Raw genomic sequence first — 20,891 nt, forward strand, 5'->3', positions numbered from 1 at the left:
CGGGCCGACGACCCAGGCGCGAAATCCGCATTCCGCAAAAATGATTGCTGATGCTATCAGAGACGCAGGCGCCCGCCACGACTGCGTGCGGTTCCCAGGCCATGCGGCAGCAGGCTGGAACGGGTGTGCGCGTGACAAATCGCGATGGCCAGGGCATCCGAGGCATCGATCTGCGGTTTGCTGGTCAGCTTGAGCATGTGCATGACCATCATCTGCACCTGTTCTTTATTGGCGGCGCCGGTGCCGACCACAGCTTGCTTGACCTGGGTGGCGGTGTACTCGGCAATCTCCAGGCACTCTTCAGCGCCAGCCACAATCGCCGCGCCACGAGCCTGCCCAAGTTTGAGCGCCGAGTCGGCGTTTTTCGCCATGAACACTTTTTCGATGCCCATGGTCACCGGGCCATAGGTCTGAATGATTTCACGCACGCCGCGATAAACGATTTGCAGCCGCTCATGCAGCTCGCCGGCGCCGGTACGGATGCAGCCCGACGCCACGTAGATGCAGCCGCCGCGGCCTGTATCGCGAACAACCCCGTAACCGGTGATGCGCGAGCCGGGGTCGATACCCAGAATTAAAGTCATAACGCCTGCGGAGTCGGTAAAAACAAGAAATTCAAAACAGCGAATAACCAATGTGGGAGCGGGCTTGCTCGCGAAGGCGGTGTGTCATTCAGCATTGATGCTTGCTGATACGCCGCCTTCGCGAGCAAGCCCGCTCCCACATTGAAGCCTAGTCGCTCTTAACCGAGCTGAGCGGCCACATCTTCCGGAATGTCCGCGTTGGAGTAGACGTTCTGCACGTCATCCAGATCCTCGAGCATGTCGATCAGCTTGAGCACCTTCTCCGCGCCCTCCAGATCCAGTTCGGCACTGGTGGTCGGCTGCATGACGATTTCTGCGTCGTCACCCTTGAACCCGGCCGCTTCCAGCGCGTTACGCACCGCGTAGAAGCTGGTGAACGAGGTGAACACGTCGATCGAGCCGTCTTCATGGCTGACCACGTCGTCGGCATCCGCTTCCAGCGCCGCTTCGGTCAGCGCGTCTTCATCGACGCCCGGGGCAAAGCTGATCTGCCCCTTGCGCTCGAACAGATACGCAACCGAACCGTCGGTACCAAGGTTGCCGCCACATTTGCTGAACGCATGGCGCACGGCAGCTGCGGTACGGTTGCGGTTGTCGGTCATGCACTCGACCATCACCGCCACGCCGCCCGGGCCGTAACCTTCATAGGTCAGCTCTTCAACGTTGTCCGCTTCGGTCGCACCGGCGCCACGCGCAACGGCGCGGTCGATGATGTCGCGGCTCATGTTCGCACTGAGGGCCTTGTCCAGGGCCAGGCGCAGACGCGGGTTGGAACCCGGGTCGCCGCCGCCCTGACGCGCCGCAACGGTCAGCTCACGGATCCACTTGGTGAAGATCTTGCCTCTCTTGGCATCCTGACGTTCTTTGCGGTGCTTGATGTTCGCCCACTTGGAATGACCTGCCATAACTCGCTCCGAATTCTCTTGAAACGTTGCCCGCCCTGCTCACGCAGCGGCCAGCCAACAAAAAATCTCGACCTGCTCTCTATAGAAAGAAAAAAGGCGCATCCGAAGATGCGCCTTCAGGCCCGTCTTACTCAGCCTTTGGCGTTTCGCGCAAACGAATGTGCAGCTCGCGCAGTGCCTTGGCATCTACCACACCCGGGGCTTGCGTCATGACGTCCGCAGCGCTCTGGGTTTTCGGGAAGGCGATCACTTCACGGATCGACTGGGCGCCGGTCATCAGCATCACCAGACGGTCCAGACCGAAAGCCAGACCACCGTGCGGCGGTGCACCGTACTTCAGCGCGTCAAGCAGGAAGCCGAATTTCTCTTCCTGTTCCGCCTCATTGATACCCAGCAGACGGAACACCGCTTGTTGCATTTCCTTGCGATGGATACGGATCGAACCGCCACCCAGCTCGGTGCCGTTGAGCACCATGTCGTAGGCGCGGGACAGAGCGCCGGCCGGATTGGCTTCCAGCTCTTCTGGGGAGCACTTCGGCGCGGTGAACGGGTGGTGCAGCGCCGAGAAGCTGCCGTCGTCGTTTTCTTCGAACATCGGGAAGTCGACGACCCACATTGGCGCCCACTTGCAGGTCAGCAGGTCGAGGTCGTGACCGAGCTTGATACGCAGCGCGCCCAGGGCTTCGCTGACGATCTTGGCCTTGTCGGCACCGAAGAACACGATGTCGCCGTCAACCGCACCGACGCGATCGAGGATCACGTTCAGGTTGGCTTCAGGGATGTTTTTCACGATCGGCGATTGCAGACCTTCAACACCGGCAGCGCGCTCGTTGACCTTGATGTACGCCAGGCCCTTGGCACCGTAGATGCCGACGAACTTGGTGTAGTCGTCGATCTGCTTGCGCGGCATGCTCGCCCCGCCTGGAACGCGCAGTGCAGCGATACGGCATTTCGGATCGTTGGCCGGGCCGCTGAACACCTTGAATTCGACTTCTTTGAGTTGATCGGCAACGTCGACCAGTTCCAGCGGGTTACGCAGGTCCGGCTTGTCGGAACCGTAACGGCGCATGGCTTCTTCAAAGGTCATGTGCGGGAATTCGCCGAATTCCAGATCCAGCACTTCCTTGAACAGGTTGCGGATCATGCCTTCGGTCAGGCCCATGATGTCTTTTTCGTCGAGGAAGCTGGTCTCGATGTCGATCTGAGTGAACTCAGGCTGACGGTCGGCACGCAGGTCTTCGTCGCGGAAGCACTTGGCAATCTGGTAGTAACGGTCGAAACCGGCAACCATCAGCAGTTGCTTGAACAGCTGAGGCGATTGCGGCAGCGCGAAGAACGAACCGGCGTGAGTACGGCTCGGCACCAGGTAGTCGCGGGCGCCTTCCGGGGTCGCGCGGGTGAGGATCGGCGTTTCCACGTCGAGGAAGCCGTTCTCGTCGAGGAAGCGACGGATGCTGGTGGTCATGCGCGAACGCAGACGCAGCTTCTCGGCCATTTCCGGACGACGCAGGTCCAGGAAGCGGTAGCGCAGGCGGGTTTCTTCGCCGACGTCGGAGTATTCGTTGAGCGGGAACGGCGGGGTTTCCGACTCGTTCAGCACTTCCAGCTCGTAGCCCAGCACTTCGATCATGCCCGACGCCATGTTGGCGTTGGTCGCACCGGCCGGACGCAGACGCACCTTGCCGGTGATCTTCACGACGTATTCGCTGCGCACGCGATCGGCGGCGGCGAAGCTCTCGGCGCGATCCGGATCGAACACCACCTGAGCCAGACCATCACGATCACGGATATCGAGGAAAATCACCCCGCCGTGGTCGCGACGACGGTGAACCCATCCGCAAAGGGTAATTTCCTGGCCTTCCAGGCTTTCGTTCAGTTGGCCGCAATAATGGCTGCGCATCATGGTAGTGGTTTCGCTTCTCGTAATTCGAAATTCGGTGGAGATCCCGTCGCACTCAAGCACTGCGAAATCTCACGCGTGTCGTTCGACCTGGGCCTGAACCCTAGTCAGATTTGTCGCCACCGGCCAGATTCTTCTTGGCTCCGGTCTTGAAATCGGTTTCGTACCAACCGCTGCCGCTGAGGCGAAAACCCGGCATGGACAGCTGTTTCTTGAGCTCTGGCGCCTGACAGGCAGGGCAGTCGACCAGCGGTGCCTCGCTGATCTTTTGAATGGCTTCCAACTGATGACCACAGGAAGCACATTGATAATCGTACATCGGCATGGGGGTGTCTCGGCGATCAGATTGCCACCGCGCGCAGGGCTTTGCGGCGAAAGAGCGGGATTATATCCATTAAATGCGGGCTGTGCAGCCGTAAGACTGCACAGCCCGCCACGTCATTTCAAGTATTGCCCGTTCAGGGCATGACGGCCGCCGGGGTATCGCGCAGGCCATTCATCACGCACACCACCCGTACCAGACCACTGAAGTTTTTCACCCCGCCGTGGCGCAGGTGCACTTCGCGGTCCACATGGGACAGCAGCGTGCTGACCGAACAGCCGTTGTGCCCGGCCATGTCACCAAGAATGTTCCAGTAAACCTGCTCGAGCCTCAAGCAAGTGGCAAAGCCGTTCAAACGCACTGATCTGGCCAGCGGCCGGATCAGCTCAAAATCGAAATCGCTGACAAACGGATCGACCTTCATTTCCCGTTGCGAACCGACGTGCTCGCATCGCCTGTCTCCACCTACCATATCGCTGACACTCCTTTGTCATCGCTGCTTTTATAAAGACAACATCCTGTGCCTTCATAAAAACGCAGACGCAAAGTCAGCGCCAGATGACTAGTTGCCCAGCAGCGTAGGATAAGCCGACATGTTCAGTAAGATTTGAAACAGTATGCGGACATCCACACCTGCGGACGTCCGCGCACCGGACTATCAGGCCTCGAGCAACGCGCGCAACATCCACGCGGTCTTCTCATGCACCTGCATGCGCTGGGTCAGCAAGTCGGCCGTCGGCTCGTCACTGACCTTGTCCAACAGCGGGAAGATGCCGCGAGCGGTGCGAGTGACCGCTTCCTGGCCGTCGACCAACTGCTTGATCATGTCCTCGGCACTTGGCACCCCGACTTCTTCTTTAATAGAGGAGAGACGCGCGTAAGTCGCGTAGGCACCCGGCGCAGGAAAACCCAGAGCGCGGATACGCTCGGCGATCAGATCCACCGCCAGCGCCAGCTCGTTGTATTGCTCTTCGAACATCAGATGCAGGGTCCTGAACATCGGACCTGTGACGTTCCAGTGGAAGTTATGGGTTTTCAGATACAGCACGTAGGTGTCCGACAGCAGCCGCGACAGCCCCTCGACGATGGACTTGCGATCTTCTTCACTGATACCGATATCGATTGCCATGTTTACCCCCTAAGGCGATTGAATTCATCCAACAGGTGCAGACCCACTCTAGCAAGGCAGCCGCCACCTCGCAGCCGGCAATCTTCACTCGCCATGCGACAAATCGACCGGGCACGTGCCGCTGGCCGGGGTAATTTGAGTAGCCGCAGGCTTTGCTGTTAAATAGGCAGTGTGTCGCTACGCCCCATTTTTCGGGGGTGTCGCGCATAGGCTGATGCCGGGCACGTGTCCAACGCCTCTTTATTGTTTCGAAGCGAACCGTGCGCCTTCAGCTCTTCCTTGTGAGCCGTCATAACGTGAGCCAATCAAAATGTTGAAAATCGTCCACCTGCTAATGGGCGCAGCGGCCTTGCTGCTGTCGTTCATACCTAGCTTGAAATCCGAAGCCGTTCCTTACCTGCAACAACCCGATGCACTTTACCTGGCCTTTTTCGGCCTGCTGAATCTGGTCATCGCTCCAGTGATTCCTTACTGGAACAAAGGCCCGCGCCAGCATCTGCAAAATCTGGTCAGCGCTCTTCTCGTGCTGACTGTCGTCCTGCAAACCCTGACCCTGATCGCACCGATGCCAGTCATCGCCGGTCAACCGGCGGTGTTGTTCAGCCTGGTGATCGCTCTGGTTGCCGTGGTCCTGCATCTGGCCATCAGCTTCTACAAGTCTTCACCGGCCGCCGCACCGACTACCTATGACATGAGCAACCGCGATACCGGTACCGTCAAGTGGTTCAACACCTCCAAAGGCTTCGGCTTTATCTCCCGGGATTCCGGCGATGATATTTTCGTGCACTTTCGTGCAATCCGTGGCGAAGGCCACCGCGTACTGGTCGAAGGCCAGCGCGTGGAGTTCTCGGTGATGAATCGGGACAAAGGCCTGCAAGCCGAGGACGTGATCGCCGCCCTGCCGCGTCGCTGATCCAAGGCAATAAAAAACCGCGAACAGCCAGGCTGCTCGCGGTTTTTTTTACGCCTGCATAAAGGTGTCGGCATCAGTAATGCGGTGGTGGCGCCTCTTCCTCGAAAGAATCGAACTGCCCGACCATCTCCTCCTGACGCTTGAGCAACGCCGCCATTTGCAACTGCAGGCGCTCGATCATCCGCTGCTGCGCCACCAGTTCGTCGTTCAACGCCTGAATGGTGTCATCCTGAAAAGCCAGACGGCTTTCCAGATCGGTGACGCGTTCTTCAAGGTTCATGGTTCACCCCTCCAGAAACGTGAAGTGTTCGGTCAGCACCAGACGCAGCCGCTCACGAATGCTCGCGACCTGCTCGGCGCTGTAGGGTTTGGCCGGGTGTTTGCCCCAGACCGGCGCCGGCCATGCCGCATCGTCACGCTTGCGCACGATCACATGCATATGCAACTGGCTGACAACGTTGCCCAGCGTCGCGACGTTCAGCTTGTCGGCATCGAACAAGTCCTTGAGCAACTCGGCCAGCGCCGTGGTTTCCTGCCACAACTGCTGCTGGTCGGCGACATCCAACTGAAACAACTCGCTGATATCGTCGCGACGAGGCACCAGGATGAACCACGGGTAATTGGCATCGTTGGACAGCAGCAGCCGGCAGAGCGGGAAATCGCCGATGGTCAGGGTGTCCTGTTGAAGTCGTGAATCTAAAGCAAACACTGCGTGCACTCCCGGCTGATCTACACAATTCAGCTTAGCGGCCATCCAGACAGGCATGACGCCAAGCGACAGGCAGGCAGCATACCTGCGAATGCGCCGGGCTTCACGATGAGCGTGCCAGGATAGACATTGCTCAACGCTCCTGCATGCGACATTTTCGGGCGGCACGCACCATGACGGAACCGACTGCGCGGTGCAGCACAATGAAATGACCAGAAAAGCCCAAAGCGTTCATCCCCTGCTCCCGCTCAAACTGTATGAATCCGGAACAACTGGAAAATTTTTTGCACCAAAACCGCACAGCGCGTCTACGCTCAGTGCGTCGGGCATCCGCCGAATACTCACTGGCGGGGTGAACCGGTAACGTTTTTCGTTGTCGCGCGCACGAACCTGCTCGACAACACCAAGCGAGGGATGGCGTCAAGCCCTGATAAAGAAGGGCTTGAGGCCCAGTATTTATGAGGTTTTTACAGCGAGTGACGAGTGTTCAGAAAAATAACCGCGTAGAGAACGCGGTTTGTGCACGCTTGTTGCATTCGTACCCATATGGACTATAAGCGCACCACGGGAAGTGGGAGCCTTAGGCCCAACAAAAACAGTGGCAGGGTTGCCCGATGGAGATTCAAGTGTTTTGCCAGGGACTCTTTTTTAGCGATGCGAAAGGCTAGAAAAACAGCGAGAAAGTTGTCGATCCGATTGCATCGGTACTGTGAATTTGCGACATCTACAAAGCCATCTGCGACAGCGTCGTAAAGAAGGTGAAAGGTTGGATTAGCAAGTATCGCCAACATTGTCGGCGTGATATAAGTTTGCGCCGACACAAAAAGAAAGAGCCGCCCAGATAATAAAACAGGTGGGACGGCAGTACTCTTCTAAAAACCAAAGGAGCAAATCACGATGCGCGTGATGAAGTGGAGCATGATCGCCCTGGCTGTTGCAGCAGGCACCTCGCAGTTCGCAATGGCATCTTCGCAGGATGACGCCAAAGGGTTCCTGGAAGACCAGAGTCTGAAACTGAAGACTCGTATGGAATACATGAACCGCGATTACAAAAATGGTGCCGGTAACGTTGCAAAGAAAGACGGCACCCCGGGTTTTGAAAGCGGCTATCGCCAGGACACCGGTGTCAGCCAACTGCTGACCTACGAATCGGGCTTCACTCAAGGCACCGTAGGTTTCGGTCTCGACGCCATGGCCATGGGTTCGGTCAAGCTGGACGGTGGCTCGGGTCGTCGTGGTAACGGCCTGTTCGCGATTGATAGCGACGGCAACGAAGAGAAATCCCAAGGCAAGATCGGCGGCGCTGTCAAATTCCGCGTTTCCGACACTGTGCTGAAATACGGTCAGCAATTCGTTGCCAGCCCGGTCTTCGCCACTGACGACAGTCGTCTGTTGCCAGAAGTGGCTACCGGTACCTTGATCACTTCCAAAGAGATCAAAGGCCTGGAACTGAGCGCAGGTCGCTTCACCGCCCTGAGCAAGCAAACCGGCATGGGCCGCGACAGCATCGGCGGCCTGCCTGATGAGAACGGCAACGGTGGCAAGGGCCTGACCAGCATCAACATCTTCGGCGCCAGCTATGCCTTCACCGACAATTTCACCGGTGCATTGGCCGCTTCGGATGCCGACCAGTACTTCAAGAAGCAATACATCAATCTGAACTACACCCTGCCTATCGCCGAAGACCAGTCGCTGAACTTCGACTTCAACGGTTATAAAACCGAAGGCGAGAAGCGTGGCAACCTGGTCAGCGCCATTGGCGACGAAACCCCTGACAACGACACCCGTGGCGTAGACAACAAACTGTGGTCCCTAGCAGCAGCCTACAGCCTCGGCGCGCACAAGTTCACCATCGCTCACCAGCGCTCCAGCGGCGACAATGCCTACTACTATGGCGTTGACGGCAACAGCACCATCTTCGTTGCCAACTCCATTCAGATCTCCGACTTCGTGGGCCGTGAAGAACGCTCCTGGCAAGCTCGTTACGACCTGAACATGAAGACTTATGGCGTTCCTGGCCTGAGCTTCATGACCCGCTACGTGAAGGGTGACAACATCAAGACCAACGGTCTGGGTGAAGGTAAAGAAAACGAGTGGAACGCCGAGTCCAAGTACGTGATCCAGGAAGGTCCAGCCAAGGATCTGTCGTTCCGTCTGCGTTACGCCATGTACCGTTCGAACGGCGCGTACAGCGGCTACGCGTCTGACAACAACGACACCCGTCTGATCGTCGAGTACCCACTGAACATCCTCTAATCGGGATATGCAGCTGACGTACTGTAGAGCTTTGCTCTAACAAGAACCGCTCACCTGACTCAGGTGAGCGGTTTTTTTATGAATCAAGTTTGCCCTGCCTTCCTGTTTCTGACCGTACAAACAATAGTAGCTAGCTACTTATTAGCCAACGAACATCTAGATCAGACATAAAAAACCCAAGAGTGCGGACAGCTCTTGGGTTAGTCCACTCATTAACTGACCGCGAGGCCAAGTATCAGTGGTATTACTGAACAGCCGATTCCTGAACTACTCGAATAACCCGCTGTGGAAACGGAATATCAATACCGGCAGTTTTCAAACGGTCACGCGACTGTTCGTTAAACATGAACATCACGTCCCAATAGTCTGCAGTTTTAACCCACACACGCAGGGAAACAGTGATCGAACTGTCACCCAACGTCGAAATGACCGCTTGTGGCGCAGGGTCCTGCAATACGCGCTCATCCTTGGCCAGATCCAGCAGCACCTGACGGGCCTTTTGCAGATCAGCTTCGTAATCCACACCCACGTCAAACACCACTTTGCGGGTTGGCTGACGGTTGGTGTTGGTGATGATGCCGTTCGACAGATTGCCGTTCGGGACGATGATGGTCTTGTTGTCACCGGTACGCAGCACGGTGTGGAAAATCTGGATGCTGTCGACAGTACCCGCCACACCTTGCGCTTCGATCCAGTCACCGATACGGAACGGACGGAACAGCAGAATCAGCACGCCGCCGGCGAAGTTCGCCAGGCTGCCCTGCAACGCCAGACCGATGGCCAGGCCGGCAGCACCAATCGCGGCCACGAACGAGGTGGTTTCCACGCCGATCATCGAGGCGACGCTGACAATCAGCAGCACCTTGAGGATGATGTTCGCCAGGCTGCTGATGAAGCCTTGCAGCGCCAGGTCGGCATTGCGCAGGGCCAGCAGACCGCCGAGTTTTTGCGTGACCTTGTTGATCAGCCACCAGCCAATGGCCAGGGTAATCACCGCCAGCAGCACGCGGCTGCCGTATTCCATGATCATCGGAATCCACGCCTGGGACGCCTTGACCAGGTTGTCTACCTCAGCATTCAAATCCATCTTCCATCTCCTGATGTCCGGCTACCCGGGGCTGTACACAAATTAAAAGTGGGAGCGGGCTTGCTCGCGAAAGCGCTGTGTCATTCAACAATGAGTTGCCTGACACACCGCTTTCGCGAGCAAGCCCGCTCCCACAGCCATTTGACCGGACTTAGTCGCGGAAGTTGTTGAACTGCAGTGGCATGCCGAATTCCTTGGCGCGCAGGGCCGCGATGGCTTCCTGCAGGTCATCACGCTTCTTGCCGGTCACACGCACCTGCTCGCCCTGAATGGCGGCCTGTACCTTGAGCTTGGCGTCCTTGATGTGAGCGACGATCTTCTTCGCCAGCTCCTTGTCGATGCCTTCCTTGAGGATCGCGTCCTGCTTCATCAGCTTGCCCGAGGCGTAAGCGTCTTTTACTTCAAGGCACTGCACATCGATCTTGCGCTTGGTCAGGGCCAGCTTCAGGATCTCGATCATCGCTTCCAGCTGGAACCCGGCTTCAGCGGTCAGGTTGACGGTCAGGTCCTTTTCCTTGAACTCGAAGCTGCCCTTGCCTTTCAGGTCATAGCGACGATCGAGTTCCTTCACGGCGTTCTCGACCGCGTTGGTCAGCTCGTGTTTGTCCAGTTCGGATACCACGTCGAACGACGGCATGTAGTCTCTCCAATAAAAAGGCGCGCTCGATAAGGAGGGAGCGCGCTTGGCTTGCGGTTAAAATCCGGCTCATTATAACGGGTCTTTTCCCACCGATACGGCGAGCCTTGCATGCCAGTACCTTACCGAGTGAAAAACTGATGTCCACCCCCTGGCACGTTCTCGGCGCCGGTAGCCTCGGCACCCTGTGGGCCACCCGTCTGGCCCGGGCCGGGCTGCCGGTGCGGCTGATCGTGCGTGATGCCGAGCGCTTGCGCAGGTATCAGGTGGCCGGCGGCCTGACGCTGGTCGAACACGGCGCAGCCACGACCTATGCCGTCCCTGCGCAAACGGCGGACGACCCGGAGCCGATCCGCCGCCTGCTGGTCGCCTGCAAAGCCTATGACGCCGAAAGCGCCGTCGCCCGCCTCGCCCCGCGCCTGAGCGCAGATGCCGAGCTGATCCTGCTGCAGAACGGTCTCGGCAGTCAGGACGCGGTCGCAGCGTTGGTTCCGCAGGCACGCTGCATCAGCGCCTCCAGCACCGAAGGCGCGTTCCGCGACGGCGACTGGCGCGTGGTGTTTGCCGGCCATGGTTTTACCTGGCTGGGCGATGCCAGCCATCCGGTAGCGCCAATCTGGCTGGACGATCTGGACGCAGCAAAAATACCCCACGAATGGAGCACTGACATCCTCACCCGGCTGTGGCGCAAACTGGCGCTCAATTGCGCGATCAATCCGCTGACCGTGCTCCATGATTGCCGTAACGGCGGGCTGGAGCAGCATCAATGCGAAGTCGCCACGTTGTGTGCGGAGCTTGCCGAATTGCTGGAGCGTTGCGGTCAACCGGCAGCCGCGGTCAATCTGCAACAGGAAGTCGAGCGGGTGATCCACGCCACCGCAGCCAACTACTCGTCGATGTATCAGGACGTGGCGAACCAGCGCCGCACCGAAATCAGTTACCTGCTGGGCCACGCCTGCAAAGTCGCCACCCGTCACCAGTTGAACCTGCCACACCTCAATCAATTGCAGCAGCGTCTGATCGCTCATCTGCACAGCCTTGGATTGCCCAGCGACTGAGCAGCGGCTACGCTGCCCACTTGTTCCTTTGCTGCGATAAACCTGATGCCATTGCGCCAGCGCCTTGAAAACCTGCCGGTCGGCCAGAAACTGCTGGCCGCCCTGCTGGTGTTGTTGACCACCGTCCTGCTGGTCGCCAACCTGACCTTTATCAGCGCCGCCTATTACATCTCCCAGGAAAGCATGGCGCCGCAAGCTTTGCAGACCATCGGCCGGCTGATCTCCAACCCGAGCCTGGTCGCACAAGCCCTCGAGTCGCCACAAAGCGCCGAACGCCTGCTCAAGGAACTCGACAGCTATTCGCCGCTGCGCGCGGCGGCGTTGTATGACGGCAAGGGTGACCGCATCGCCCAGGTGCAGCGTGGCGACAAGCTCAATCTGCCGGAACGCTATCGACACGTCGAAGCCTGGCAGCTCACCGAGTTTCGCAGCAATCAGTTGATCACCCTGCCCCGTCCCGGCACCGCGCCCGGGCACTTGCTGCTGGTCGCCAGCAGTGAACTGCCGATGGCGTTCTACACCGGCACCCTGACTGCCAGTCTCGGCATCCTGATTTTCAGTGTGCTGCTGTGGCTGGTGATTGCGCGGCAGATCAAACGCCTGATCACCCGCCCGATCCATGAGCTGGAAGAACTGTCGCGTCAGGTCACTCGCGAAGAGAACTATGCCCTGCGCGCCTCACGCGGTAACCACGATGAAATCGGCAGCCTCGCCGAGGCGTTCAACACCATGCTCTCGCGCATCGAGGCTCGCGAACAGCAGCTCAAGCGGGCCCGCGATGACTCGCAGGCCGCCTACGATCAGGCCCAGGGCCTGGCCGAAGAAACCCGCCACACCAACCGCAAGCTGGAACTGGAAGTCCAGGTTCGGAGCAAGATCGAGAAGAAGCTCACCGGTTTCCAGAACTACCTCAACAGCATCATCGACTCCATGCCCTCGGCGCTGATCGCTCTCGACGAACAGCTCTACGTGACCCAGTGGAACCAGGAGGCCAGCGCCCTTTCCGGAACGCGCCTGGATGAGGCGCTGAACCAACCGATCTTCCTCGCCTTCGAACCGCTCAAGCCGTTTCTGCCGCAACTCAAGCAGACCGTGGAAGAGCACACCGTGGCGAAGATCGAACGGGTGACCTGGTTCAAGGATGACGAACCCAAGCACTACGCCCTGACCTTTTATCCGCTGATGGGCGGCGCCGGGCGCGGTGTGGTGATCCGTATCGACGACATCACCCAGCGCCTGTCGCTGGAAGAAATGATGGTGCAGTCGGAAAAAATGCTTTCGGTCGGTGGCCTCGCCGCCGGCATGGCCCATGAGATCAACAACCCGCTGGGCGCGATCCTGCACAACGTGCAGAACATTCGCCGGCGGCTGTCGGCGGATCTGCCGAAGAACCTCGAAACCGCCGAACAGCTCGGCATCGAACTGGACACCGTCAACCGTTACCTGCAAAGCCGCGAAGTGCCGAAACTGCTCGACGGTATTCAGCAGGCCGGCGCCCGCGCGGCAAAAATCGTCACGCACATGCTCAGTTTCAGCCGCCGCAGCACCCGGCAAATGGCCCCGTGCGATCTGCCCGCACTGATCGATCAAGCGGTGGAAATTGCCGGCAACGACTTCGATCTGGCGATCGGTTTCGACTTCAAGGGCCAGGCGATCATCCGCCAGTTCGACCCGGCGCTCGGCCCGGTACCGGGCACCGCCAACGAACTGGAACAAGTGTTGCTCAACCTGCTGAAAAACGCTGCACAAGCCATTCACCAGCGCGAAGATGACAGCGAGCCGGGGCGGATCATTTTGCGCACCAAACTGAACCCGCCATGGGCCGAGATCCAGGTCGAGGACAACGGCATCGGCATGAGCGAGAGCGTTCGCAAGCGCACCTTCGAGCCGTTCTTCACCACCAAGGAAATCGGCCAGGGCACAGGGCTGGGGCTGTCGGTGTCGTACTTCATCATCACCAACAACCACAAAGGCCAGATGGAAGTGCAATCGGCGCCGGGCCAGGGCACCTGCTTCACCTTGCGCCTGCCACTGACCCAACCGGCGGCCATCGCCGCCGAAACCAATCAACTACCGAGGTAACCCATGGGCTTTCGCTTGTCGAAGATCTACACCCGCACCGGCGACACCGGCGAAACCGGCCTGGGCGATGGCCGCCGCGTCCCCAAGGATCACCCGCGGATCGAAGCGATTGGCGAAGTCGATACGCTGAACAGTCAGGTCGGTGTGCTGCTGGCCGGGTTGATCGCCGAGCGCGAGGCGTTCCCGGGATTGAATGAACTGATCGACGTGCTCGCCCCCTGTCAGCATCGGTTGTTTGACCTCGGCGGAGAGCTGGCGATGCCGGAATATCAGGCGCTGAACACGGCAGAAATCGAGCGCCTGGAAGCGGCAATTGATGTGTGGAACGAGGAATTGGGGCCGCTGGAGAATTTCATTCTGCCCGGTGGGTCGATGCTGATCGCCCAGGCCCATGTGTGCCGCAGTCTGGCGCGCAGTGCCGAGCGCCGTTGTCAGCATTTGAATGCAATTGAGCCATTGGCCGGGGTTGGTTTGGCGTATATCAATCGGTTGTCGGATCTGTTGTTCGTCGCCGCAAGGTTGATTGCGCGGCGGCAGGGGATTGCGGAGATTTTGTGGCAGCCTGCTGCGAAGCCTTCAGAAATCTAGCGCCTGTAAGGACGCCTTCGCGAGCAAGCCCGCTCCCACAGTTGATTGCATTCATCCAGTTGGAATGCAGTCAAATGTGGGAGCGGGCTTGCTCGCGAAGAGGCCATCAGCCTCACAACATAATCAAGCTTCCGGCCAGAACGCCCGAATCCCCGCCACACCCTGCGCGCCAACACCCCAAGCCTTCTCGCGCTCCGCCGGGCCAACCCCGCCGAGCAAGAACACTGGCTTGCCAAAGCCCTCGATCAACGCCGCAGCCTGCTCCCAGCCCAACGGCTGCGCATCCGGATGGGTCAAGGTTGGTTGAACCGGCGACAAGGTGACGAAATCCACCCCCATCTGCTCAGCCAGCGCCAGCTCTTCGGCGTTATGGCACGAAGCGGCCAACCAACGCTCAGCTGGCAACGGTCGCCCTGCTGCGGCGTATTTGCGCAGTTGCGCGGCGGTGATGTGCCAACCGGCCGACGGGAAATCGCCGAGCCATTCGAACGGCCCCTTGATCATCAACTGCGCCTTGCCGGCACACAGACCGGCTGCATCCACCGCCAGATCGCGGTATTTGGGGTCATAGCCGTTCGGCGCGCGCAACTGGATCAGTTTGATCCCGCCGGCAATCGCCTTCTGAATGCCGCGCAGCAAGGCCGGGGCTTCCAGATCGTCCGGGGTGATCAGGTATTCGCCGGGCAGACGCGCCGCGGCCACGATCGGCTGATTGGCCGCCGGGAATTCGTAGTTCAGCAGATCCTTGGCGGTCACCCAGGCCAGTGGCTGACCTTCGGCACCGTGCGGCTCACCGCTGAAGCTCGACACTTCCCAGACATCCAGCAGTACCTGCTTGTCCGGGTAATCGTGGCGCACCTTGATCAGTGGACGAGCGGCGCCGACGACAATGCCCAGCTCTTCGTGCAGCTCGCGCGCCAAGGCGCTTTCGACCGATTCGTCAGCCTCGACCTTGCCGCCGGGAAATTCCCACAAGCCGCCCTGATGCTGGGTGTCGGCACGACGGGCGATGAGGATTTTGCCGCTGTCGTCACGAATGACGGCAGCCGCGACATGTACGCGTTTCACGGATTCAACTCCTCCAGTCCAGCCTTTTGCCACGCCTTGAAGGCGGGCCATTGGTAGACGGTTTCAACATAGGCTTCATCAACCGCCGGCAACTGCACCTGGTAAGTCCGCAGGCGCACGGCAATCGGGGCGAAGAACGCGTCAGCCAGGCTCACCCGGCCAAACAGATACGGCCCAGGCTCCGTGGCGGCAGCACGGCATTCAGCCCACAGCGCGAGCATGCGTTCGATATCGACCTTCACCTCTGGCGGCACCGGGTTGAGCGGCGCATCGTGGCTCAGGTTGAACGGCATGTGATTGCGCATGGCGAAAAAGCCGCTGTGCATCTGCGCGCAGGCGGATCGCGCCTGGGCACGGGCAAACAGGTCGATTGGCCAGAGCTGTTCGGACGGAAACTGCTCGGCCAGGTATTCGGCGATCGCCAGAGAGTCGGCGATGGTGCCGCGAGAAGTTTGCAGCAGCGGCACCTTGGCGGTCGGCGAATGCTTGAGCAGCCGCTCGCGGGTGTCGGGCTTGCCGAGTTTGATCAGTTCTTCGCTGTAGGGTGCGCCGGTCAGCTCCAGCGCCAGAGCGGCGCGCAGGGACCAGGAGGAAAGCAGTTTGTCGCCGATGATCAGGTGCAGGGACATGGTGTGGCGCCTTTTCGTCAGTGGAAAGCTTCAAGACTTAGAGTGACTGGGCCGACGCTTTCGCGGGCAAGCCCGCTCCCACAGTAGTTTCGGTCGTGCACAAATGTCGTGTACACCACAGAACCCTGTGGGAGCGGGCTTGCCCGCGAAGAGGCCGGCAGCCCACCCTCACCCTTTGGATCAGGTGCGGTATTCGGCGTTGATCTTCACGTACTCATGCGACAGATCGGTGGTCCAGATGGTTTCGCTGCAGTCGCCGCGACCCAGCTCGATGCGGATGGTGATCTCTTCCTGCTGCATCACCGCCGAACCCTGTGCCTCAGTGTAGGTCGCTGCGCGTGCGCCACGGCTGGCGATACACACGTCGCCGAGGAACACGTCGATCTTGCTCACATCCAGATCCGGCACGCCGGCACGGCCGACGGCGGCGAGAATGCGGCCCCAGTTCGGATCGGAGGCGAACAGCGCAGTCTTGATCAGCGGCGAGTGGGCCACGGTGTAACCGACGTCCAGGCATTCCTGATGATTGCCGCCACCGTTGACTTCAACGGTGACGAACTTGGTCGCGCCTTCGCCGTCACGCACGATGGCCTGGGCCACGTCCATGCACACTTCGAACACCGCCTGTTTCAGCTTGTTGAACAGCTCGCCTTCGGCACGGGTGATTTCCGGCAGTGCAGCCTTGCCGGTGGCAATCAGCATGCAGCAGTCGTTGGTCGAGGTATCGCCGTCGATGGTGATGCGGTTGAACGACTTGTTCGCGCCGTCGAGCATCAGGTTGTGCAGTACGTCGCGGGAAACTTTGGCATCGGTGGCGATGTAGCCGAGCATGGTCGCCATGTTCGGGCGAATCATGCCTGCACCTTTGCTGATGCCGGTGACGGTAATGGTCACGCCATCATGCTCGAACTGGCGGCTGGCACCCTTGGGCAGGGTGTCGGTGGTCATGATGCCGGTGGCGGCGCCTGCCCAGTTGTTTTCCGACAGATCATCCAGCGCCGCTTGCAGTGCGCCTTCGATTTTCTCGACCGGCAGCGGCTCACCGATCACGCCGGTGGAGTACGGCAGGATCTGGCTGGCATCGACACCGGTCAGCTCGGCCAGTTTCGCCGTAGTGCGCTCGGCAGCCGCCAGGCCCGGCTCACCGGTACCGGCGTTGGCATTGCCGGTGTTGGTCAGCAGGTAACGCACGTCGTTGTGCACGCGTTTTTTCGCCAGGATCACCGGCGCGGCGCAAAAGGCGTTCAACGTGAACACACCGGCCACGGTCGAACCTTCGGCGCAGCGCATCACTACCACATCCTTGCGCCCGGGGCGCTTGATGCCGGCCGAGGCAATACCGAGTTCAAAACCGGCAACCGGGTGCAACGTTGGCAAAGGACCAAGACCAACAGCCATGAATGCGCTCCTTACTCAATGATGTCAGCACCGCTCACAGGGATGGCGGTGGTGTAAATGGCAAAACGCCGCGACGGCAGGAGCCGGTCGCGGCGCGGGTATTTCAGCGATTGAAACGGGGGTTACTGGATCTGCCCGTGGCAATGCTTGAATTTCTTGCCCGAACCGCAGTAGCACAGTTCGTTGCGACCCAGCTTCTGCTCGTTGCGCACCGGCGCGGTGGCGAGGGCGACATCGACCTCTTCACCCAATACTTCCGGCTGCTCCAGACCAGGGGCCTCGGCGTGTTCGAACTGCATGCGCGCGGCCAGTGCTTCGGCTTCCTCACGCAGGCGTTGCTCTTCGGCTTCTGGATCTTCGCGGCGCACCTGAACGTGCGACAGCACACGGATCGAGTCGCGCTTGATCGAATCCAGCAGCTCGGAGAACAGCGTGAACGACTCGCGCTTGTATTCCTGCTTCGGGTTCTTCTGGGCGTAGCCACGCAGGTGGATGCCGTGACGCAGGTGATCCATGGTCGACAGGTGGTCTTTCCACAGGTCGTCCAGCACGCGCAGAACGATTTGTTTCTCGAACGAGCGCAGTGCTTCGGCACCGGCCTGATCTTCTTTCTCGTTGTACGCCGCCATCAGCTCGACCATCAGCTTCTCGCGCAGGGTCTCTTCGTACAGGTGATCGTCTTCGTCGAGCCATTGCTGGATCGGCAGTTTCACCCCGAAGTCGCTGGCAATCGACGCTTCCAGACCGGCCACGTCCCACTGCTCTGGCAGCGATTGCGGCGGAATGTGCGCGCTGACGGTGGCGTTGAGCACATCCTGACGGAAATCGGCGATGGTTTCACCGATGTTGTCGGCGGCCAGCAACGTGTTACGCATGTGATAGATCACTTTACGCTGTTCGTTGTTGACGTCGTCGAACTCGAGCAGTTGTTTACGGATATCGAAGTTGCGACCTTCCACCTTGCGCTGCGCCTTCTCGATCGCGTTGGTCACCATGCGGTGCTCGATCGCTTCGCCCGGCTGCATGCCCAGGGCTTTCATGAAGTTCTTCACCCGGTCAGAGGCGAAGATGCGCATCAGGCTGTCTTCCAGCGACAGGTAGAAGCGGCTGGAACCGGCATCGCCCTGACGGCCAGCACGGCCACGCAGCTGGTTGTCGATACGACGGGATTCGTGACGCTCGGAGGCAATCACCTGCAGACCGCCGGACTCCAGCACTTGCTGGTGACGCTTCTGCCAGTCGGCCTTGATCTGGGCGATCTGCTCGGGGCTCGGGTTTTCCAGCGCCGCGACTTCCACTTCCCAGTTACCGCCCAGCAGGATGTCGGTACCACGACCGGCCATGTTGGTGGCGATGGTCAGGGCGCCCGGACGACCGGCTTGCGCGATGATCTCGGCTTCTTTTTCGTGGAACTTGGCGTTCAGCACCTTGTGTTCGATGCCTTCCTTGTTGAGCAGGTTGGACACATGCTCGGAAGTTTCGATGGTCGCGGTGCCCACCAGGATCGGACGGCCCTGGGCCATGCCTTCCTTGATGTCGTTGATGATCGCCGCGTATTTCTCTTCGGCGGTCAGGAACACCAGGTCGTTGAAATCTTTACGCGCCAACGGCTTGTTCGGCGGGATCACCATGACCTGCAGGCCATAGATCTGGTGGAATTCGAACGCTTCGGTGTCGGCGGTACCGGTCATGCCGGACAGCTTGGTGTAGAGACGGAAGTAGTTCTGGAACGTGGTCGAAGCCAGAGTCTGGCTCTCGGCCTGAATGTTCAGACCTTCCTTGGCTTCGATGGCCTGGTGCAGGCCTTCGGACAGACGACGACCCGGCATGGTGCGGCCGGTGTGTTCGTCGACCAGTACGACCTGGCCGTCCTGCACGATGTATTCGACGTTGCGATGGAACAGCTTGTGCGCACGCAGACCCGAATAGACGTGGGTCAGCAGGCCCAGGTTATGCGCCGAGTACAGGCTCTCGCCTTCGGCCAGCAGGCCGACGCCGGTGAGCATTTCTTCGATGTACTGGTGACCGGCTTCGTTGAGTTCGACCTGACGGGTCTTCTCGTCGATGGTGTAGTGACCGGCCTTGGTGACCTGGCCTTCGACTTCTTCAACGTGCAGTTCCAGCTGCGGGATCAGTTTGTTGATCTCCATGTACAGCTTGGAACTGTCCTCGGCCTGACCGGAAATGATCAGCGGGGTACGGGCTTCGTCGATGAGGATGGAGTCGACTTCGTCGATCACGGCAAAATTGAGTTCGCGCTGGAATTTCTCTTCCATGCTGAACGCCATGTTGTCGCGCAGGTAGTCGAACCCGAATTCGTTGTTGGTACCGTAGGTGATGTCGGCAGCGTAGGCGGCGCGCTTCTCTTCCGGCGGCTGGAACGGCGTCACGACGCCGACGGTCAGGCCGAGGAATTCATACAGCGGACGCATCCAGTTGGCGTCACGGCGGGCCAGGTAGTCGTTCACGGTTACAACGTGCACGCCCTTGCCGGACAGCGCGTTGAGGTAAACGCCCAGGGTCGCTACGAGGGTTTTACCCTCACCGGTACGCATTTCGGCAATCATGCCTTCATGCAAGGTCATGCCGCCGATCAACTGGACGTCGAAGTGGCGCATGCCCATGACGCGCTTGCCGGCTTCACGGGCGACCGCGAAGGCTTCAGGCAACAGCTTGTCGAGGGATTCCCCTTTGGCGATACGGGCCTTGAACTCATTGGTCTTGGCGCGCAATTGATCGTCCGAAAGGGCCACCATTTGCTCTTCGAAGGCATTGACGAGCTGCACCGTCTTGAGCATGCGTTTGACTTCACGCTCGTTCTTGCTTCCAAAAAGTTTCTTTAACAAAGGCGCAAACATATCGGCAGGATCTTCCACACTAAAGGGATGGAGGGCGGCCCCGTGAGTCGCCCGTGCAGCCCTCATGGCCGCATGCGAACGAGCATTCTACCCGGAAACGGTGGTGAGGAAAGTGGCGATATTCCACGATGCTGGCACTGCGCTTTGACGGGGCTCACTTAAAATAAGGGCGTTTTGCTCAACTTCAACCCATCAAGGCAAGAAGTTAGTTGTTGATTTAATGGGTAAAGCAGGGACAAAAGCAATGGGCGAGTGGTTCCGTTGCTTTCTGCTAACATGGCGCTTCTGTTACTTCAGGTGTTCGATCATGGCATTTCGCCCCCTTACAGCCAGAGCGCCCGCCGTTCTGCTACGCGAAGCCAAGCCGCTCAAAGCCATTCTTGGTCATGCCCAACGCCTCGCTCATCTGCAACGCCTGCTTGAAAGCCAGCTGCAACCTGCCGCCCGCGCACATTGTCATGTCGCCAAGTGGCGTGAAGGCGAACTGTCGCTGGTGGTCACCGACGGCCATTGGGCGACACGCCTGCGCTACCAGCAAAAACGCCTGCAACGGCAATTGCAGCTGTTCGAAGAGTTCGCCAACCTGACGCGAATCAAATTCAGTGTGCGACCACCGATCGTCCAGCCTGGGGCTGTCGGGCACACGATGGACCTGTCGAGCAATGCGGCGGCGACCATTCAGTCCACGGCCGACGGGATCAGCGATCCCGCTCTGCGTGCGGCACTTGAGCGCCTGGCGGCACACGCCAAAGACAAATCCTGATCTCA

The 20,891-nt window shown here is 59.4% G+C and carries 20 protein-coding genes; 6 read left to right on the forward strand and 14 right to left on the reverse strand.

Annotated elements, in window-relative coordinates; translation table 11 throughout:
* Positions 1-56: 56 nt before the first annotated feature.
* The 6 genes from ruvC to KCG87_RS21855 all read right to left on the reverse strand — a co-directional run bounded on the left by ruvC (position 57) and on the right by KCG87_RS21855 (position 4,840).
* The gene (gene ruvC / locus KCG87_RS21830) at positions 57-584 is read right to left on the reverse strand and encodes a crossover junction endodeoxyribonuclease RuvC (protein WP_103303956.1); all 528 of its coding nucleotides are present in this window, start codon (positions 582-584) and stop codon (positions 57-59) included.
* Between the two features lie 158 nt (positions 585-742).
* Entirely contained in the window at positions 743-1,489 is a 747-nt protein-coding gene (locus KCG87_RS21835) for a YebC/PmpR family DNA-binding transcriptional regulator (RefSeq protein ID WP_007912738.1), read from the reverse strand.
* 127 nt (positions 1,490-1,616) lie between these two features.
* Positions 1,617-3,392, reverse strand: a complete 1,776-nt coding sequence (gene aspS, locus KCG87_RS21840; RefSeq protein ID WP_003227530.1) for an aspartate--tRNA ligase — start codon at positions 3,390-3,392, stop codon at positions 1,617-1,619.
* A 100-nt stretch (positions 3,393-3,492) separates the two neighbouring features.
* Positions 3,493-3,714, reverse strand: a complete 222-nt coding sequence (locus tag KCG87_RS21845) for a zinc ribbon domain-containing protein (protein WP_003227532.1) — start codon at positions 3,712-3,714, stop codon at positions 3,493-3,495.
* A 133-nt stretch (positions 3,715-3,847) separates the two neighbouring features.
* Positions 3,848-4,183, reverse strand: coding sequence for a ribbon-helix-helix domain-containing protein (locus KCG87_RS21850; RefSeq protein WP_027612532.1), 336 nt, complete (start codon positions 4,181-4,183; stop codon positions 3,848-3,850).
* Positions 4,184-4,369: 186 nt separating this feature from the next.
* On the reverse strand, positions 4,370-4,840 hold the full coding sequence (locus KCG87_RS21855; RefSeq protein WP_007912745.1) for a Dps family protein: 471 nt from the start codon (positions 4,838-4,840) through the stop codon (positions 4,370-4,372).
* A 310-nt stretch (positions 4,841-5,150) separates the two neighbouring features.
* Here KCG87_RS21855 and KCG87_RS27585 point away from each other — a divergent pair, with 310 nt between their 5' ends.
* Complete coding sequence (locus tag KCG87_RS27585) at positions 5,151-5,753, forward strand: cold-shock protein (RefSeq protein WP_027612531.1); 603 nt, start codon at positions 5,151-5,153, stop codon at positions 5,751-5,753.
* 73 nt (positions 5,754-5,826) lie between these two features.
* Here KCG87_RS27585 and KCG87_RS21865 read toward each other — a convergent pair whose 3' ends face one another.
* The gene (locus KCG87_RS21865) at positions 5,827-6,033 is read right to left on the reverse strand and encodes a SlyX family protein (RefSeq protein WP_210558829.1); all 207 of its coding nucleotides are present in this window, start codon (positions 6,031-6,033) and stop codon (positions 5,827-5,829) included.
* Between the two features lie 3 nt (positions 6,034-6,036).
* Entirely contained in the window at positions 6,037-6,462 is a 426-nt protein-coding gene (locus KCG87_RS21870) for an HIT domain-containing protein (protein WP_027612530.1), read from the reverse strand.
* 897 nt (positions 6,463-7,359) lie between these two features.
* Between KCG87_RS21870 and KCG87_RS21875 the strand changes: the two genes are divergently transcribed.
* A complete protein-coding gene (locus tag KCG87_RS21875; RefSeq protein ID WP_098965276.1) occupies positions 7,360-8,718 on the forward strand; it encodes an OprD family porin in 1,359 nt (452 codons plus the stop codon).
* A gap of 244 nt (positions 8,719-8,962) precedes the next feature.
* Here the strand turns inward: KCG87_RS21875 and KCG87_RS21880 are convergent, their stop codons facing one another.
* Entirely contained in the window at positions 8,963-9,805 is an 843-nt protein-coding gene (locus tag KCG87_RS21880) for a mechanosensitive ion channel family protein (protein WP_027612528.1), read from the reverse strand.
* A 151-nt stretch (positions 9,806-9,956) separates the two neighbouring features.
* A complete protein-coding gene (locus KCG87_RS21885; RefSeq protein ID WP_003227548.1) occupies positions 9,957-10,442 on the reverse strand; it encodes a YajQ family cyclic di-GMP-binding protein in 486 nt (161 codons plus the stop codon).
* A 140-nt stretch (positions 10,443-10,582) separates the two neighbouring features.
* Here KCG87_RS21885 and KCG87_RS21890 point away from each other — a divergent pair, with 140 nt between their 5' ends.
* From KCG87_RS21890 to KCG87_RS21900, 3 genes are read left to right on the forward strand one after another with little or no spacing between them, the layout of a single operon-like run.
* A complete protein-coding gene (locus tag KCG87_RS21890) occupies positions 10,583-11,500 on the forward strand; it encodes a putative 2-dehydropantoate 2-reductase (protein ID WP_210558828.1) in 918 nt (305 codons plus the stop codon).
* 45 nt (positions 11,501-11,545) lie between these two features.
* Positions 11,546-13,582 (forward strand): HAMP domain-containing sensor histidine kinase, encoded by a 2,037-nt coding sequence (locus tag KCG87_RS21895; protein ID WP_096795093.1) that lies wholly within the window; start codon positions 11,546-11,548, stop codon positions 13,580-13,582.
* Positions 13,583-13,585: 3 nt separating this feature from the next.
* Positions 13,586-14,170, forward strand: a complete 585-nt coding sequence (locus tag KCG87_RS21900) for a cob(I)yrinic acid a,c-diamide adenosyltransferase (protein WP_135296427.1) — start codon at positions 13,586-13,588, stop codon at positions 14,168-14,170.
* 123 nt (positions 14,171-14,293) lie between these two features.
* On the opposite strand, the gene KCG87_RS21905 is transcribed toward KCG87_RS21900, so the two are convergent.
* The 4 genes from KCG87_RS21905 to secA all read right to left on the reverse strand — a co-directional run bounded on the left by KCG87_RS21905 (position 14,294) and on the right by secA (position 20,123).
* Positions 14,294-15,238, reverse strand: a complete 945-nt coding sequence (locus KCG87_RS21905; RefSeq protein WP_134787188.1) for a Nudix family hydrolase — start codon at positions 15,236-15,238, stop codon at positions 14,294-14,296.
* The gene (locus KCG87_RS21910; protein WP_210558827.1) at positions 15,235-15,867 is read right to left on the reverse strand and encodes a glutathione S-transferase family protein; all 633 of its coding nucleotides are present in this window, start codon (positions 15,865-15,867) and stop codon (positions 15,235-15,237) included. Before KCG87_RS21910 ends, KCG87_RS21905 begins: the two co-directional genes overlap by 4 nt.
* Before the next feature lie 180 nt (positions 15,868-16,047).
* Positions 16,048-17,265, reverse strand: coding sequence for a bifunctional glutamate N-acetyltransferase/amino-acid acetyltransferase ArgJ (gene argJ, locus KCG87_RS21915; protein WP_210558826.1), 1,218 nt, complete (start codon positions 17,263-17,265; stop codon positions 16,048-16,050).
* Between the two features lie 122 nt (positions 17,266-17,387).
* Positions 17,388-20,123: a preprotein translocase subunit SecA gene (gene secA / locus KCG87_RS21920; protein ID WP_027612522.1), complete on the reverse strand. Its 2,736-nt coding sequence runs from the start codon at positions 20,121-20,123 to the stop codon at positions 17,388-17,390.
* Between the two features lie 307 nt (positions 20,124-20,430).
* Between secA and KCG87_RS21925 the strand changes: the two genes are divergently transcribed.
* A complete protein-coding gene (locus KCG87_RS21925; protein WP_096795098.1) occupies positions 20,431-20,886 on the forward strand; it encodes a DciA family protein in 456 nt (151 codons plus the stop codon).
* Positions 20,887-20,891: the final 5 nt, after the last annotated feature.

The sequence above is a fragment of the Pseudomonas sp. MWU347 genome, from assembly GCF_017947305.1.
GTDB lineage: Bacteria > Pseudomonadota > Gammaproteobacteria > Pseudomonadales > Pseudomonadaceae > Aquipseudomonas > Aquipseudomonas putida_A.